The organism is Pseudomonas sp. DL, assembly GCF_047199225.1.
Lineage (GTDB): Bacteria > Pseudomonadota > Gammaproteobacteria > Pseudomonadales > Pseudomonadaceae > Pseudomonas > Pseudomonas aeruginosa.
Genome location: NZ_CP178323.1, coordinates 1,665,985 through 1,681,443 on the forward strand (window position 1 = coordinate 1,665,985; position 15,459 = coordinate 1,681,443).

The 15,459-nt window shown below is 68.6% G+C and carries 14 protein-coding genes; 11 read left to right on the top strand and 3 right to left on the bottom strand.

Annotated features, from left to right (window positions below):
- Nucleotides 1-67: 67 nt before the first annotated feature.
- From hasR to ACI766_RS07805, 5 genes are all read left to right on the top strand, one after another.
- Nucleotides 68-2,743, top strand: a complete 2,676-nt coding sequence (gene hasR / locus ACI766_RS07785) for a heme uptake receptor HasR (RefSeq protein ID WP_017001280.1) — start codon at nucleotides 68-70, stop codon at nucleotides 2,741-2,743.
- Between the two features lie 85 nt (nucleotides 2,744-2,828).
- Nucleotides 2,829-3,446, top strand: coding sequence for a heme acquisition protein HasA (gene hasA, locus ACI766_RS07790; protein WP_003091842.1), 618 nt, complete (start codon nucleotides 2,829-2,831; stop codon nucleotides 3,444-3,446).
- Nucleotides 3,447-3,663: 217 nt separating this feature from the next.
- Nucleotides 3,664-5,454: a type I secretion system permease/ATPase gene (locus tag ACI766_RS07795; protein WP_003453185.1), complete on the top strand. Its 1,791-nt coding sequence runs from the start codon at nucleotides 3,664-3,666 to the stop codon at nucleotides 5,452-5,454.
- Nucleotides 5,451-6,782 (top strand): HlyD family type I secretion periplasmic adaptor subunit, encoded by a 1,332-nt coding sequence (locus ACI766_RS07800; RefSeq protein WP_003098666.1) that lies wholly within the window; start codon nucleotides 5,451-5,453, stop codon nucleotides 6,780-6,782. The genes ACI766_RS07795 and ACI766_RS07800 overlap by 4 nt, the downstream gene beginning before the upstream one ends.
- Nucleotides 6,779-8,134: a TolC family outer membrane protein gene (locus tag ACI766_RS07805; protein ID WP_015502553.1), complete on the top strand. Its 1,356-nt coding sequence runs from the start codon at nucleotides 6,779-6,781 to the stop codon at nucleotides 8,132-8,134. Before ACI766_RS07800 ends, ACI766_RS07805 begins: the two co-directional genes overlap by 4 nt.
- Here ACI766_RS07805 and ACI766_RS07810 read toward each other — a convergent pair.
- Complete coding sequence (locus ACI766_RS07810) at nucleotides 8,127-8,414, bottom strand: DUF3509 domain-containing protein (RefSeq protein ID WP_003091839.1); 288 nt, start codon at nucleotides 8,412-8,414, stop codon at nucleotides 8,127-8,129. The two genes, ACI766_RS07805 and ACI766_RS07810, sit on opposite strands and share 8 nt — an antisense overlap.
- A gap of 174 nt (nucleotides 8,415-8,588) precedes the next feature.
- On the opposite strand from ACI766_RS07810, the gene ACI766_RS07815 reads away from it, so the two are divergent.
- From ACI766_RS07815 to ACI766_RS07835, 5 genes are all read left to right on the top strand, one after another.
- Nucleotides 8,589-9,074, top strand: coding sequence for a phosphate-starvation-inducible protein PsiE (locus tag ACI766_RS07815; protein WP_003091838.1), 486 nt, complete (start codon nucleotides 8,589-8,591; stop codon nucleotides 9,072-9,074).
- Nucleotides 9,075-9,174: 100 nt separating this feature from the next.
- On the top strand, nucleotides 9,175-10,146 hold the full coding sequence (locus tag ACI766_RS07820; protein ID WP_003091837.1) for an HlyD family secretion protein: 972 nt from the start codon (nucleotides 9,175-9,177) through the stop codon (nucleotides 10,144-10,146).
- 3 nt (nucleotides 10,147-10,149) lie between these two features.
- Entirely contained in the window at nucleotides 10,150-11,322 is a 1,173-nt protein-coding gene (locus ACI766_RS07825) for an ABC transporter permease (protein WP_003098671.1), read from the top strand.
- Entirely contained in the window at nucleotides 11,319-12,452 is a 1,134-nt protein-coding gene (locus tag ACI766_RS07830; protein WP_003098675.1) for an ABC transporter permease, read from the top strand. Before ACI766_RS07825 ends, ACI766_RS07830 begins: the two co-directional genes overlap by 4 nt.
- 53 nt (nucleotides 12,453-12,505) lie before the next feature.
- A complete protein-coding gene (locus tag ACI766_RS07835; RefSeq protein WP_003098676.1) occupies nucleotides 12,506-12,847 on the top strand; it encodes a YceK/YidQ family lipoprotein in 342 nt (113 codons plus the stop codon).
- Between the two features lies 1 nt (nucleotide 12,848).
- Here ACI766_RS07835 and ACI766_RS07840 read toward each other — a convergent pair whose 3' ends face one another.
- Nucleotides 12,849-13,775, bottom strand: coding sequence for a LysR family transcriptional regulator (locus ACI766_RS07840; protein ID WP_003091833.1), 927 nt, complete (start codon nucleotides 13,773-13,775; stop codon nucleotides 12,849-12,851).
- 273 nt (nucleotides 13,776-14,048) lie between these two features.
- On the opposite strand from ACI766_RS07840, the gene fpr reads away from it, so the two are divergent.
- Entirely contained in the window at nucleotides 14,049-14,825 is a 777-nt protein-coding gene (gene fpr, locus ACI766_RS07845; RefSeq protein ID WP_003091832.1) for a ferredoxin-NADP reductase, read from the top strand.
- An 82-nt stretch (nucleotides 14,826-14,907) separates the two neighbouring features.
- On the opposite strand, the gene ACI766_RS07850 is transcribed toward fpr, so the two are convergent.
- Nucleotides 14,908-15,444 (bottom strand): nitrous oxide reductase accessory protein NosL, encoded by a 537-nt coding sequence (locus ACI766_RS07850; RefSeq protein WP_003091829.1) that lies wholly within the window; start codon nucleotides 15,442-15,444, stop codon nucleotides 14,908-14,910.
- Between the last annotated feature and the right edge of the window lie 15 nt (nucleotides 15,445-15,459).

Consider the following 15,459-nt stretch of genomic DNA (forward strand, 5'->3'; position numbering starts at 1 on the left):
CTGCCTCCATCGTTCTCTTAACGAGACTGATTCTTATTACACAAAACGATGGAGTGTAGGCGCTGTCATGAAACATCGTGGATGGAGTGCCGTGCGAGGCGGTCGCAAGGGGGCGCAACTGGCCCTGGGGCTGGGCCTGGTCCTGCTGGGAACGGCCGCGCTACCGCTGCATGCGCAAGACGGGGCGGACTCGGCGAGCCAGCAGCAGACCGCGCTGCGCCGGGTCCGGCTGGACATCCCGGCACAACCGCTGAACCGCGCCCTGCTGCGATTCGCCGAGCAGGCCGGGGTTCAGGTGTTCTTCGACAGCCAGCGTTTCGCCGGTCTCGGCAGCGCGGCGGTGCACGGCGAATACGTGCTGGCCGACGGCCTGAGCCAGATGCTCCAGGGCAGCCCGGTGGAATACCGCTTCTCCGGCAAGGACCAATTGAGCCTGATCCGCGTCAGCCAGGACGACCTGGTGCAGATGTCGCCCTCGGTGATCTCCGCCGCGCGTCCGGACGACTGGGTCTACCAGACGCCGCATTCGGTCAGCGTGATCGGCCGCGAGCAGATCGAGCGCAACCCGCCGCGGCATGCCGCCGACATGCTCGAGGAAACCCCCGGGGTGTACTCCTCGGTGAGCCAGCAGGACCCCGGCCTGTCGGTGAACATCCGTGGCATCCAGGACTACGGGCGGGTCAACATGTCGGTCGACGGCATGCGCCAGAACTACCAGCAGAGCGGCCACCAGCAGCGCAACGGGACGCTCTACGTCGATCCCGAGCTGCTCAGCGAGGTGGTCATCGACAAGGGCGCCAGCTCGGCCATGGGCGGCGCCGGGGTGATCGGCGGGATCGCCAACTTCCGCACCCTGGAGGCCCGCGACCTGGTCAGGCCGGGCAAGCAGGTCGGTGGCCGGGTGCGCCTCACCAGCGGCCTGGGCGGCGACGCCAATGGCACCCACTTCATCGGCAGCGCGGCCTTCGCCATCGGCACCGAGGTCTGGGACATGCTGGTCGCCGCCAGCGAGCGCCACCTGGGCGACTACGACCCGGGGACCAAGGGCAGCATTGGCGAGCTGCGCACCGGCGCCTGGTTCAATCCCGAGGCCGGGCAGCGGGTCAAGCATTCGCCGGTGGCCTACTCCGGCTATGTGATGCGCTCGCGACTGGCCAAGCTTGGCGTCGCCCTGCCGCAGGACCAGCGCCTGCAGTTCAGCTACCTGACCACCCAGGTGTCCTACGACGACGCCAACATGCTCAACACCGAGAACCAGGCGCTCTGGGAAAAGCTCGGCAGCAGCGACGTGCGTGCGCAGAACTTCGCCATCGACTACGGCTACGCGCCGGACAACCCGCTGGTGGACTTCAAGGCCAAGCTCTACTACGTCGACAACCGCAACCGCCAGCAGACCCTGCAACGCGGTATCACCCCCGGCTACTCGATCACCTACCAGACCGACACCTACGGCGCGCAGGCGCAGAACACCTCGACCTTCGCTCTCGACGATCTCTCCACGCTGCGCGCCAACTATGGCCTGGAGTTCTTCTACGACAAGGTGCGGCCGGACTCCAGCCAGCCGCGGGCGAGCACCTCGGCGGTCGGCTTCCCTGCGGCCGAAGGCATGACCCCCAAGGGCGACCGCGCCCTCGGTAGCCTGTTCGCCCGTCTCGACTACGACTACGACGACTGGCTCAACCTCAACGCCGGGCTGCGTTACGACCGCTACCGCCTGCGCGGCGACACCGGCTTCAACGCGCGCACCTTCATCCTTGGCACCACCCGGCAGACCGACATGCCGCTGCAATACGCCGTCGACCGCGAGGAGGGGCGCTTCTCGCCGACCTTCGGCCTGTCGGTCAAGCCCGGCGTCGACTGGTTGCAGTTGTTCGCCACCTACGGCAAGGGCTGGCGCCCGCCGGCGGTGACCGAGAGCCTGATCACCGGCCGCCCCCACGGCGGCGGCGCGGAAAACATGTACCCCAACCCGTTCCTCAGTCCGGAGCGCTCGAAGGCCTGGGAAGTCGGTTTCAACGTGCTGAAGGAGAACCTCTGGTTCAGCGACGACCGCCTGGGCATGAAGGTCGCCTACTTCGACACCCGGGTCGACGACTTCATCTTCATGGGCATGGGCATGCAGCCGCCGGGCTACGGCATGGCCGGGATCGGCAACAGCGCCTACGTCAACAACCTCGACAGCACGCGCTTCCGTGGCGTCGAGTACCAGCTCGACTACGATGCCGGGCTGGCCTACGGGCAGCTCTCCTACACGCACATGATCGGCAGCAACGACTTCTGTTCGAAGACCGCCTGGCTCGGCGGCGTCACCCAGACGGTGAAGGGCAGCGGTCGCCGCCCGCCGGTGATCGACATGCGGCCGGACGAGCAGGCCAACGCCGCCACCCATTGCAGCGCGGTGCTCGGCTCCGCCGAACACATGCCGATGGACCGCGGCTCGCTGACCCTGGGCATGCGCTTCTTCGACCGCAGGCTGGACGTCGGCGCCCGTGCCCGCTACAGCGAAGGCTACTCGGTGGCCGGCGGCGCCACGGTGTCGCAGGCCGGCGTGTACCCGGCGGACTGGAAGGAATACACCGTCTACGACCTGTACGGCAGCTACCGGGTGAGCGATGAACTGACCCTGCGCCTGGCCATGGAGAACGTCACCGACCGCGCCTACCTGGTGCCGCTGGGCGACGTGCTGGCCTTCACCCTCGGTCGCGGGCGGACCCTGCAAGGCACCCTCGAATACCAGTTCTGACCCCCGTTTTGCCCAGTGAAGGGCAAAACCGGAGCGGGCATCCGTGCGCTCCGGCATTCACCACTCGTTGAATTGGAGTTTTGGCATGAGCATTTCGATTTCCTACAGCACCACCTACAGCGGCTGGACCGTAGCGGATTACCTGGCGGACTGGTCGGCCTACTTCGGCGACGTCAACCATCGTCCGGGCCAGGTGGTGGACGGCAGCAATACCGGCGGCTTCAACCCCGGTCCGTTCGACGGCAGCCAGTACGCGCTGAAGAGCACCGCCAGCGACGCGGCCTTCATCGCCGGCGGCGACCTCCACTACACCCTTTTCAGCAACCCCAGCCACACCCTGTGGGGCAAGCTGGACAGCATCGCCCTCGGCGACACCCTGACCGGCGGCGCCTCCAGCGGTGGCTACGCCCTGGACAGCCAGGAGGTGAGCTTCAGCAACCTGGGCCTGGATTCGCCGATCGCCCAGGGCCGCGACGGCACCGTGCACAAGGTGGTCTACGGCCTGATGAGCGGTGACAGCAGCGCCCTGCAGGGGCAGATCGACGCGTTGCTGAAAGCGGTCGACCCGAGCCTGTCGATCAACTCCACCTTCGACCAGTTGGCCGCGGCCGGCGTCGCCCATGCCACCCCGGCTGCGGCAGCGGCGGAAATCGGCGTGGTCGGCGTGCAGGAACTGCCGCACGACCTGGCCCTGGCGGCCTGAGCAACTGTCCACGATAGCGTTCGTGGACTGCTTGCGCTAAAGGCCGGAGAGGAGTTGGCGCTCCTCTCCGGCGCACGAACCGCCGTCGCTGCGCCTCGCACCCGTGGCGACGGCGGCCCCCGGATTGTTCCTCCGCCGGCCGTGCCCGGCAAGCGGAGACTGCCGCAATGTCCTCCGGGCCCGCTCGCGGCCCGGACACCCACAGGACCCGACTCCGATGAAGCTCCGGCCGGCCTCGCCGCGCAATGAAATCCTCGCCACCCTCGGCCGCTTCCGCCCGGCGCTGCGCAGCGTCGCGCTGTTCACCGCGGTGATCAACCTGCTGATGCTGGCGCCGTCGCTGTACATGCTGCAGGTCTACGACCGGGTGCTCGGGTCCGGCAACCACATGACCCTGCTGATGCTGACCCTCATGGTGCTCGGCCTCTACCTGCTGCTCGGCGCCCTGGAGTGGGTGCGCAGCCTGGTGGTGATCCGCCTCGGCGGCCAGCTCGACATGCAACTCAACCAGCGCATCTACGACGCCTCGTTCCGCGCCAGCCTGGAGCGCGGCGAGCAGGCCGTCGGGCAGGCGCTGAACGACCTGACCAGCCTGCGCCAGTTCCTCACCGGCAACGCCCTGTTCGCCTTCTTCGACGCGCCCTGGTTCCCGCTCTACCTGCTGGTGATCTTCCTCTTCAGTCCCTGGCTCGGCCTGCTCGCCCTGGTTGGGGCGCTGCTGCTGGTGCTGCTTGCCTGGGTCAACGAAAGCCGCTCGCGCGAACCGCTGGCCGAGGCCGGGCAACTGTCGATCCTCGCCACCCAGCAGGCCTCGGCCAACCTGCGCCAGGCGGAAACCCTGGCGGCAATGGGCATGTTGCCGGCCATGCGCGCGCGCTGGTTCGCCCAGCACCAGGCCTTCCTTGCCCGGCAGAACCTCGGCAGCGAGCGCAGCGCGGCGATCGGCGCGACTTCCAAGGGCGTGCGCCTGGCCCTGCAGTCGCTGGTGCTCGGCCTCGGCGCCTGGCTGGCGGTGGAAGGCCTGATCACCCCGGGGATGATGATCGCCGGCTCGATCCTGATGGGCCGCGTGCTCAGCCCCATCGACCAGTTGATCGCGGTCTGGCGCCAGTGGAGCGGCGCGCGGCAGGCCTACCAGCGACTGGCGCGGCTGCTCGAGGAGAATCCGCCGGCCGCCCTGGGCATGCCGCTACCGGCGCCGCGCGGCGCGTTGCGCGTCGAGCGGCTCTGCGCGGCCGCGCCGGGACGCGAGCAGGCATTGTTGCAGGACCTCGGTTTCGCCCTGGAGCCTGGCGAAGCGCTCGGCGTGATCGGGCCGTCCGGTTCCGGCAAGTCGACCCTGGCGCGCTTGCTGGTGGGCGCCTGGCAGCCGCTGTCCGGCGCGGTGCGCCTGGACGGCGCCGACCTGCGGCAGTGGAGTGCGGCGGCACTGGGGCCGCACATCGGCTACCTGGCCCAGGACGTGCAACTGTTCGCCGGCAGCATCGCCGAGAACATCGCGCGCTTCGCCGAGGTGGATGCCGAGAAGGTGGTGGCGGCGGCGCGCCTGGCCGGCGTGCACGACCTGGTGCTGCGCCTCCCGCAGGGCTACGACACGCGCCTTGGCGACGGCGGCGCCGGACTCTCCGGCGGCCAGCGCCAGCGCATCGGCCTGGCCCGCGCGCTGTACGGGCGACCGGCGCTGATCGTGCTCGACGAACCCAATGCCAGCCTCGACGAGGCGGGTGAGGCGGCCCTGGCCGAGGCCATCGCGGCGATGCGCCGGCACGGCAGCAGCCTGGTGCTGGTCACCCACAAGCCGGCGGTGCTGGCGCTGACCGACAAGCTGTTGTTGCTGCATGGCGGGCGCCTGCAGCGTTTCGGCGCGACCGCCGAGGTGCTTGCCAGCGCCTCGCCGCCGGCCGCTGCGGCCCCGGCGCCGACACGGCCGACGCCGGCGTTCGGTTTCGGCTACCGGCCGGGACCGGGGATGCCGGTCGGCGGTGTGCCGGGAGGAGCGGCGCGATGAGCGGGCAGGCGCGGTTGCGCGAAGTCGGCGCCGGCGGCGCGGCGCTGGAACTGGACGAGAAGCGTTTTTCCCGGCTCGGCTGGGGGCTGGTGCTGCTCGGCTTCGTCGGCTTTCTCCTGTGGGCCGGGTTGGCCCCGCTGGACAAGGGTGTCGGGGTCTCCGGCACGGTGATGGTGGCCGGTAGCCGCAAGGCCGTGCAGCACCCTACCGGCGGCCTGGTCAGGCACATCCGCGTGCACGAAGGCGAGCGGGTTGAGGCAGGACAGGTGCTGCTGGAGATGGACGCTACCCAGGCCCGGGCCCAGGCCGATGGCCTGTTCGCCCAGTACCTGGCGGCGCTGGCGAGTCTGGCGCGGCTGAGCGCCGAGCGCGATGAAAAGGCGCGGATCGAGTTTCCCGCCGAGCTGCTGGCGCTGGACGACCCGCGCCTGCCGACCTTGCTGGAACAGCAGCGGCAGTTGCACGACAGCCGTCGGCGGGCGCTGCGCCTGGAACTCGATGGTCTCGCCGAGACGGTCGCCGGCAGCCAGGCGCAACTGGACGGCCTGCAAGCCGCGCTGCGCAGCAAGGAGCAGCAGCGCGCCGCCCTCGAGGAACAGTTGCGCGGCCTGCGCCAACTGGCCAGCGAGGGCTACGTGCCGCGCAACCGCCTGCTCGACAGCGAGCGCCTGCTGGCCCAGGTCAACGGCGAGATCGCCGGCGACCTCGGCAGCCTCGGCAGTACCCGCCGGCAGATCCTCGAACTGCGCCTGCGCATGGCCCAGCGGCGGGAGAAGTTCCAGGAAGAGGTGCGCGCCAGCCTGGCCGACGCCCAGGTGCGCGCCGAGGAGTTGCGCAATCGCCTGGCCAGCGCGCGCTTCGACCTGGCCAACAGCGAGGTACGGGCGCCGGTCGCCGGCCTGGTGGTCGGCCAGGAAGTGTTCACCGAGGGCGGCGTGATCGCGCCCGGCCAGCAACTGATGGAAATCCTCCCGGAGCGCCAGCCGCTGCTGGTGGACGCTCGGCTGCCGGTGGAGATGGTCGACAAGGTCCGCGTCGGCCTGCCGGTGGAGCTGATGTTCAGCGCCTTCAACCAGAGCACTACGCCGCGGGTGGAGGGCGAAGTGACCCTGGTCTCGGCCGACCGCCTGCTGGACGAGCGCAGCGAGGCGCCGTACTACCGGGTGCGCATCCGCGTAGGCGAGGAGGGCGTACGTCGCCTGGCCGGCCTGGAGATCCGCCCGGGGATGCCGGTGGAGGCCTTCGTCCGCAGCGGCGAGCGCTCGCTGCTGAACTACCTGTTCAAGCCGCTGGCCGACCGTACCCACCTGGCGCTGGGGGAAGAATGAATCGCCTGCGAGCCTGCCTGCTGTCCTCCGCGCTGCTTTCGGCCTCCTCGGCCCAGGCGCTGGGCCTGCTGGACGCCTACCAACTGGCGGTGCGCCACGACCCGACCTTCCAGGCGGCGCTCCACGAGCGCCGCGCCGGCAGCGAAAACCGCGCCATCGGCCGTGCCGGCCTGCTGCCGAGCCTGCGCTACGACTACAACAAGGCGCGCAACGACTCCACCGTCAGCCAGGGCGACGCCCGCGTCGAGCGCGACTATCGCAGCTACGCCTCGACCCTCAGCCTGGAGCAGCCGCTGTTCGACTACGAGGCCTACGCGCGCTACCGCCAGGGCGAGGCCCAGGCGCTGTTCGCCGACGAACAGTTCCGCGGGCGCAGCCAGGAACTGGCGGTGCGCCTGTTCGCCGCCTACAGCGAAACCCTGTTCGCCCGCGAGCAGGTGGTCCTGGCCGAGGCCCAGCGGCGCGCCCTGGAAACCCAGCTGGCGTTCAACCAGCGTGCCTTCGAGGAAGGCGAGGGCACCCGCACCGACCTGCTGGAGACCCGCGCCCGGCTGAGCCTGACCCGCGCCGAGGAGATCGCCGCCGGCGATCGTGCGGCGGCGGCGCGGCGTACGCTGGAAGCGATGCTCGGGCAGGCACTGGAGGATCGCGAACTGGCCGCGCCCATCGAGCGTTTCCCGGCGTTGCGCCTGCAACCGGCGACCTTCGAGGGCTGGCGCCAGGTGGCCCTGCAACGCAGCGCCGAGCTGGGCGCCCAGCGCTATGCGCTGGAGGCGGCGGCCTACGAGGTGGAGCGCAATCGTGCCGGCCACCTGCCCAGGCTCAGCCTCTACGCCAGCAGCAGCAAGACGCACTCGGCTTCGGAAAGCACCTACGAGCAGAAATACGACACCGACAGTGTCGGCCTGCGTCTCAGCCTGCCGCTGTTCGAGGGCGGGCGGGTGTCGGCGGCGACCCGCCAGGCCGGCGACAAGTACGCTCAGGCCCAGGCCGAGCTGGATGCCCAGGTGGCCAGTGTGATCAATGACCTGCACAGCCAGTTCGACCTGACCGCCAGCAGCCTGGCCAAGGTGCGTGCCTATGAGATGGCGGTGGCGGCGGCGCGCGAACAGGTGACGGCGACGCGGCGCAGCGTCGCCGGCGGGGAGCGGGTCAATCGCGACGTGCTGGACGCCGAACAGCAGTTCTACGGCGCCCGCCGCGACCTGGCGGAAGCGCGCTACGCCTACCTCAACGCCTGGCTGCGCCTGCGCCAGTTGGCGGGGGTGCTGGAAGACCGCGACCTGGCGGTGCTGGCCGCCTATTTCGGCGCCGGCGAAGGACGCGCGCAGGTCGCCGCTGCCATCAGATAGCTATCGGCCAGCGTGCCTTGCCTTGGGTCATCGCCTGCAACAGTTGCGGCGCGCTGGTGCCGTTTTCGATGGCGATGCCGAAACGGATGCTCTCGATCATCCGCTGCAACTGCTCCAGGTCATGCAGTTGCGCCGGTCGGATCAGGCGCTTGGCGGCGACCCCGCGTTCGTTGGAGAGGGTGAGGACGATGCTGCCGTCCGGCCGCTCCAGGCTGAGGTTGACCCGGTACTCGGCCTGGAAGGCCTCGGTGAGGAGCTGGAAAGGGCTGCTGTCGGTCATGGCGGACCACCTGAATGCTGTCGTGCTGGTTGGGACTGGGTGCCGCCCGGAAAGTTCTTTGTCACCGCCGGGCTGTACCCTGCGCCGACGTGCGGACGTCTATCTGCGCACGTGCCTTGGCCTGGGCCTTGCACGCTTCGGGCCAGGTGGCCGTCGTCTTTGTCGGGAGAAGCTATGAAACAGAATTGGGCCGAGCGCCTGCGCGCAAGTATGCACCACCAGGCGGAGAGCCTCGGCAACCTGCTGGTGGAGGCGTTCCACTACCTGGCCCTGTTCGCCATCGGCGCCACGGTGTTCTGGGCGGCGGGCGCGGCTTTCCTGGGGATGGTGAACAAGGGGCATGCGTCGATCGACGACATCCTCCTGCTGTTCATCTACCTCGAGTTGGGCGCGATGGTCGGTATCTACTTCAAGACCAACCACATGCCGGTACGCTTCCTGATCTACGTGGCGATGACCGCGCTGACCCGCCTGATGATCGCCGACATCCAGCACAACCATACGCCGGACGATGGCATCATCCTGGTCTCGGTGGCGTTGCTGCTGCTGGCGCTGGCGATCCTGGTGGTGCGCTTCGCCTCGGCGCGCTTCCCTTCGGCGAAGTCCGACGGCGCCGCCGCGCGGCGGGTGGCGAGCGAGGACGCCGAAGGGGAAGCCTGATTCGTCGCCGCGCCGGAGCCGGTCTCCGGCGCGCTTCCGGCCAGCGCAACGGCCTGGCAATGTACTACCATCGCCCGGTCGTGTTCAGGAAGCCTGCCCCATGAAGGGATGGAAACTCTTTACCCCGCTGCTGATCCTCGCGATCGTCGCCATCACCCTCTACCTGCGCCTGCACAATCCGCCCCTGCTGTTGCAGGGCGAGGCGGACGCCACCAACGTCATCGTTTCCTCCAAGGCCAAGGGCCGGGTCCAGGTGCTGCACGTGCGGCGCGGCGACGAGGTGAAGCAGGGCGACCTGCTGATCAGCCTCGACAGCCCCGAGCTGGAAGCCCAGCTCGATGCCCTGCACGCGGCGCGCAACCAGGCCCAGGCGCAGCTCGACGAGTCGCTCCACGGTACCCGCGAGGAGAGCATCCGCGCGCTCAAGGCCAGCCTGGCACAGGCCGAGGCCGAGTTGCGCAACGCCGAGTCGGATTTCCAGCGCAACCAGCAGATGGTCGAGCGCGGCTTCCTCTCGCGGACCCAGTTCGACCTCTCGCGGCGTGAGCGCGATGTCGCCCGCGACCGCGTCGCCGAGGCGCGGGCCAATCTCGACGAAGGCCTCAAGGGCGACCGCGAGGAGCGCCGCCAGGCGTTGCAGGCCGCGGTGCGCCGGGCCGACGCGCAGATCGCCGAGCTACAGGCGCAGATCGACGACCTGCAGGTGCGCGCGCCGGTCAACGGCGAGGTCGGGCCGATCCCCGCCGAACAGGGCGAACTGATCAACGCCTACAGTCCGCTGCTGACGCTGGTGCGGCTGGACGACAGCTACTTCGTCTTCAACCTGCGCGAGGACATCCTGGCCAAGGTGCGCAAGGGCGACCGCATCGTCATGCAGGTGCCCGGCCTGGGCGGCGCCGAGGTCGAGACCGAGCTGCGCTACATCGCCCCGCTGGGCGATTTCTCGACCAGGCGCGCGACCCGCGCCACCGGCGATTTCGACCTGAAGACCTTCGAGACCCGCTTCTACCCGTTGCAGCCGACACCCGGCCTGCGCCCGGGCATGAGCGCGCTGTGGCGCTGGACGAACTGAGCGATGGCGTGGGCCGCGCTGAAGCGCAACGCCAGCCGTTTCGTCCAGGCGTTCAACACCGAGACACGGATCGCCTGCCGCAGCTGGACCATCCACTGGCTCGGCTGGTGCTGGCCGCTGCTGCTGTTCGGCGTGATCAGCGGCGTCTACCAGGCCGGTACCCTGCTGGACATGCCGCTGGCGGTGATCGACAAGGACCATAGCCAACTGTCGCGCAAGTTGATCCGCGAACTCGACGCGACCTCCCACGCCCAGGTGATCACCGTTCCCGCCGGCGTCCAGGAGGGGCTCGACGCGATCCGTCGGGCCGATGCCTACGCCTTGCTCTACATCCCGCCGGACTTCGAGGCCGACGTGCTCGGCGGGCGCGCGCCGAAGGCCGAGCTGTACTACAACGCGCTGCTGTATTCGGCCGGCTATGCCGCCACCCAGGACTTCTCGGCGCTGGTCGCCAGCCTCAACGGCGAATTGCGTCCGCGCCTGGCCGCCGGGATGCCGGCGGCGCTGCCGCACCTGGCGAGCATCAGCGTGTCCTACGACAGCCTGTTCAATGCCAGCGGCAACTACATCTATTACCAGCAGTTCGCCGCCATCGTGCACCTGCTACAGCTGTTCGTGATCGTCACCATGGTCCATGTGCTGGCCCGCGAGGCGCCGGAACTGCGCGCCTCCTCGCCGCACATCCTGCGGGCCAAGGCCCTCGGCGTACGCCTGGTGGGCAAACTGGCGCCCTACACACTGCTGTTCACCGCGCTGCTGATGCTGGAAATCTTCCTGCTGGTGGCGTTCTCCGGCGCGCGCATCAACGGCAGCCCGCTGGCGATGCTGATGATCACGCTGTTCTACGTGATTGCCGCGCAGAGCGTCGGGTTGGTGCTGTTCGTCTTCACCGCCAACCGCTTCACCGCCTATTCGCTGGTGGGCATGCTGATCGGCGTTGCCCAGACCTACTCGGGAGTGCTGATCCCGGAACTGGCGATGCCGACCCTGGCGCGGGTGATCGCCGAGGCCGAGCCGCTGACCCACACCCTGCACGGCCTGTTCGACCAGTTCCTGCGCCAGGCGCCGCCCAGTTCGGCGCTCTACACCTGCGCCAAGCTGGCGCTGTACCCGCTGATCGCCTACATGATCGCCAAGATGCGCCTGCGCAGCCGCCTGGACCTGAGCCCGATATGAAGAACTACCTGCAGATCCTCCGGGAAACCCTGAAGGCCATGCTGTCCAAGCCGATGTGGCTGATGGTCGTGGCCTCGGTGTGCATCACCTCGCTGCCGTACATGAACCACACCGCCCTCGACCTGCCGGTGGCGGTGGTCGACGAGGACCACAGCGACGTGTCGCGCGAGCTGGTCCGGCTGCTCGATTCGGCGCCGAAGGTCGCCGTGGTCGGCTACGACAGCCTGCCGCAGGCCAAGCGCGACCTGGCCTGGCGCGAGCTGTATGCGATCATCGTGATCCCGCTGAACTTCGAGAAGCGCCTGCTGCGCGGCGAGGCGCTGGTGATCCCGTACTTCGGCGATGCCACCAACCGCATGGCCAACGGCCAGATCCAGCAGGACATCTCGGCGGTCTACAGCGCGCTGACCAACCGCTACAACGCTGCCCTGCTGGAACGCGAAGGCTTCACCGCGACCCAGGCGCAGGTGGTGCTGAGCCCGCTGGTAGGGCAATTGACCGACCTGTTCAACCCCGGCATCAGCTTCGCCGCCATCGTCCTTCCGGGGTTGCTGTCGCTGATCCTGCAACACAGCCTGCTGCTCGGCTGCACCCGCGGCAACATCATGCTGCGCGGCGGCACCCCGCGCTACATGCGCCAGCCGCTGTCGACCCGCTTCGGCCGCTACAGCGCGCAACTGCTGATCTGGACCGTGCTGGCGATGCTCTTCTACGTGATCTGGCCGCACCTGCTGGGCTATCGCCAGTCGGCCTCGTTCTTCATGCTGCTGGGGATCGTCCTGCCGTTCCTGATCGCGGTGATCGCCCTCAGCGAGTTCATCGCCGAGCTGCTGCCCACCGAGGAATCGGTGTACCTGACCATGACCTTCATCACCCTGCCGCTGTTCTACATGGCCGGCTACAGCTGGCCGGAACAGGCCATGCCGGACTGGGTACGCTGGCTGGCCGACGCGATCCCCTCGACCTGGGCGATTCGCGCCATCGCCGAGATGAACCAGATGGACCTGCCGCTGCGCGAAGTCAGCGACCATGCCCTGGTGCTGCTGGGCATGGCCGCCACCTATGCGTTGCTGGGTACGCTGCTGTACCAGTACCGCAACTGGCGCTGGGACAACGTCAAGGGTTGGTGAAGCGGCGCAAGGCCGGCCATACTCGGCTGGCGTTCGCACAGGGAGATGAAGGAATGTTTCGTTCGGGGCTTTCTTTGCTGGTGCTTCTGGGGCTCGCCACGCTCGGCGGGTGCGGTTCCGTCAACACGCTGGTGCGCGACGACGCCAGCGCCGCCCACGACCTGCGCCTGAAGGCGACCGCCTGCACCAGCCTGCCGCGGGTGTACAGCGGGGTCAGCTACACCTTCTGCCGGCTCAACGTGAAGACCGGGTCGCCGGTGGCGCCGGCGCAAGCCGACGGCATCCTCGAGGTGCTGGCCCTCGACTTCGCGCTGTCCGGGGTGATCGACACCCTCGCGCTGCCCTATACCTCGTACCGCCAGTACCGCGACGGCAACCTGTCCCTGGCCAACTGAGTCAGGGAATCAGCGGCAGCACGATCTCGTCGCTGCGGCTGATCCCGGCGGTCTCGCTACGGCACAGGTCGAGGAACTCGCGCATGGTCGCGGTCTGGTACTTCTGCTTGTGCCAGATGAAGTAGAACTGCCGGCGCAGGTCCAGGCCGGGCGTTTCCACCGGCACCAGGCTGCCGCGGCGGAAAGCGTCGCGCAGGGCCAGGCGGGAAATGCAGCCGATGCCCAGGCCGGACTCCACGGCACGCTTGATCGCCTCGGTGTGCTCCAGCTCCAGGCGGATGTTCAGCGGCCGCGGGTGATGACGCATGGCCTGGTCGAAGGTCAGGCGGGTGCCGGAGCCCTGCTCGCGGAGGATCCAGGCCTCCCGCGTCAGCCGTTCCAGGTCGGCGCCGCCCCGCCGCGCCAGCGGATGCTGGGGGGCGCAGAACACCACCAGTTCGTCCTCCATCCAGGGTTGCACCTCGATGTCCGGATGCCGGCAGTCGCCCTCGATCAGGCCCAGGTCCAGCTCGTAGTGGGCGACCTGCTGCACCACCTGGGCGGTGTTGTGCACGTGCAGGCGCACCCGGCAGTCCGGCTGGCGCTGCATGAAGGCGCCGATCAGCAGCGTGGCCAGGTAGTTGCCGATGGTCAGGGTGGCACCGAGGTCGAGGGAGCCGAAGGCGGTCTTGCCGTTGAGCAGGTTCTCGATTTCCTCGCCGCGGTCGAGCAGCGCCACCGCCTGCGGCAGCAGTTGGCGGCCGAGGGCATTGAGGGTCAGGCGCTTGCCGGCGCGGTCGAACAGCTTGCAGTCGAACTGCCGCTCCAGCTCGCCGAGCGAGGTGCTGGTCGCCGACTGCGACAGCGACAGCCCCTCGGCGGCACGGGAGACGCTCTCCTGCTGGGCCACGGCGACGAACACCTCGAGCTGGCGGAGGGTGAATTTCATCCAGGCTTCCTCGTCTAGAGCGAAAGGCCCCGCGACATTTTGCCGTTCCGTCGGCGGGGTTGGCTCGGTTATCCTTGCGCCCCGTCCGCGGGAGCGATGGGAGCCCTCGGCGGCCGGCGGCCGACCGATATCGTGTTATCCCATATCCATATTCTGGATAAGCATTATCCAGACAATTCATTTTGCGGATATTTTGGCAACCGATAAAATGCCGCGCAACTGCGTCACGTCTGCTGCTGTTGGTGTGCGCCCGCGTTTTCCTAGGAGTCTTTGATGAGCAATCTGTACACCGAGCGCGTTCTCAGCGTGCACCACTGGAACGACACCCTGTTCAGCTTCAAGACCACCCGCAACCCGGGTCTGCGCTTCAAGACCGGCCAGTTCGTGATGATCGGCCTGGAAGTCGACGGTCGTCCGCTGATGCGCGCCTACAGCATTGCCAGCCCGAACTACGAAGAGCACCTGGAGTTCTTCAGCATCAAGGTCCCGGACGGCCCGCTGACCTCGCGCCTGCAGCACCTGAAGGAAGGCGACGAGCTGATGGTCAGCCGCAAGCCGACCGGCACCCTGGTGCACGACGACCTGCTGCCCGGCAAGCACCTCTACCTGCTCAGCACCGGCACCGGTATGGCGCCCTTCCTCAGCGTGATCCAGGACCCGGAAACCTACGAGCGCTACGAGAAGGTGATCCTGGTCCACGGCGTGCGCTGGGTCAGCGAACTGGCCTACGCCGACTTCATCACCAAGGTCCTGCCGGAACACGAGTACTTCGGCGACCAGGTGAAAGAGAAGCTGATCTACTACCCGCTGGTGACCCGCGAGCCGTTCCGCAACCAGGGCCGCCAGACCGACCTGATGCGCAGCGGCAAGCTGTTCGAGGACATCGGCCTGCCGCCGATGAACCCGCAGGACGACCGTGCGATGATCTGCGGCAGCCCGAGCATGCTGGAAGAGACCAGCGCCGTGCTCGACAGCTTCGGCCTGAAGATCTCGCCGCGCATGGGCGAGCCGGGCGACTACCTGATCGAGCGCGCCTTCGTCGAGAAGTAGGCCTCCGCCGCGCCTCGTCGCGCCAGGCGAAGAAAGCCCCTGCCGTATCCGCGGCAGGGGCTTTCTGCTTTCCGGCCCCCGCTCAGTGCGCCGGGTGCCGGTGCGGGTGGTCGCCGCCCACGCCTTGCAGCACCGCCTGGTCGATCTCGTCGAAGCGCAGTACCCGGCCGCCTTCCTCGGCCGCCAGGCGCGTCGCGGCCTCTTCGTCGGCGAACGAGGCGAGGGTGGCGCCCATGCCGCCCGGCCGCTGGATGCCGACCACGTAGTAGGCGCGGGTGGCGTCGATCAGGCGGGCATCGTCGGGGTGCCGCCAGTCGGCCTGGCTCATGTCGTGGACATACAGGCGCGCCTGGCCCTGGCGGTTTTCCGGTTGCAGCCACCAGCCGAACAGTTCGGCGGTGGAGCAGAACTTGCGCACCGCGCCGGGAAGCACCGCCTCGCCCTTGGGACCGGGCATTTCCTCGATGAGCATGCCGCAGACGTGGCATTCGTCGCCGCTGGCGATCGGCACCGGGCCGAGTGCCGTGGCGTCGTCCCGCGACGCATCGCAGCCGGCCAGCAGCAGGCCGAGCAGGAGCGTGCCGAGCAGAGGGCGCAGGGGGAGGGTATGACGTTGCATGGCGGAACCTCGTGA

Coding starts and splice junctions, on each gene's coding strand:
- ACI766_RS07850 (WP_003091829.1), bottom strand. CDS start 15,444: ATGCAACGTCATACCCTCCCCCTGCGCCCTCTGCTCGGCACGCTCCTG.
- ACI766_RS07810 (WP_003091839.1), bottom strand. CDS start 8,414: ATGACCGACAGCAGCCCTTTCCAGCTCCTCACCGAGGCCTTCCAGGCC.
- ACI766_RS07825 (WP_003098671.1), top strand. CDS start 10,150: ATGGCGTGGGCCGCGCTGAAGCGCAACGCCAGCCGTTTCGTCCAGGCG.
- ACI766_RS07820 (WP_003091837.1), top strand. CDS start 9,175: ATGAAGGGATGGAAACTCTTTACCCCGCTGCTGATCCTCGCGATCGTC.
- ACI766_RS07840 (WP_003091833.1), bottom strand. CDS start 13,775: ATGAAATTCACCCTCCGCCAGCTCGAGGTGTTCGTCGCCGTGGCCCAG.
- hasA (WP_003091842.1), top strand. CDS start 2,829: ATGAGCATTTCGATTTCCTACAGCACCACCTACAGCGGCTGGACCGTA.
- hasR (WP_017001280.1), top strand. CDS start 68: ATGAAACATCGTGGATGGAGTGCCGTGCGAGGCGGTCGCAAGGGGGCG.
- ACI766_RS07830 (WP_003098675.1), top strand. CDS start 11,319: ATGAAGAACTACCTGCAGATCCTCCGGGAAACCCTGAAGGCCATGCTG.
- ACI766_RS07795 (WP_003453185.1), top strand. CDS start 3,664: ATGAAGCTCCGGCCGGCCTCGCCGCGCAATGAAATCCTCGCCACCCTC.
- fpr (WP_003091832.1), top strand. CDS start 14,049: ATGAGCAATCTGTACACCGAGCGCGTTCTCAGCGTGCACCACTGGAAC.
- ACI766_RS07815 (WP_003091838.1), top strand. CDS start 8,589: ATGAAACAGAATTGGGCCGAGCGCCTGCGCGCAAGTATGCACCACCAG.
- ACI766_RS07805 (WP_015502553.1), top strand. CDS start 6,779: ATGAATCGCCTGCGAGCCTGCCTGCTGTCCTCCGCGCTGCTTTCGGCC.
- ACI766_RS07800 (WP_003098666.1), top strand. CDS start 5,451: ATGAGCGGGCAGGCGCGGTTGCGCGAAGTCGGCGCCGGCGGCGCGGCG.
- ACI766_RS07835 (WP_003098676.1), top strand. CDS start 12,506: ATGTTTCGTTCGGGGCTTTCTTTGCTGGTGCTTCTGGGGCTCGCCACG.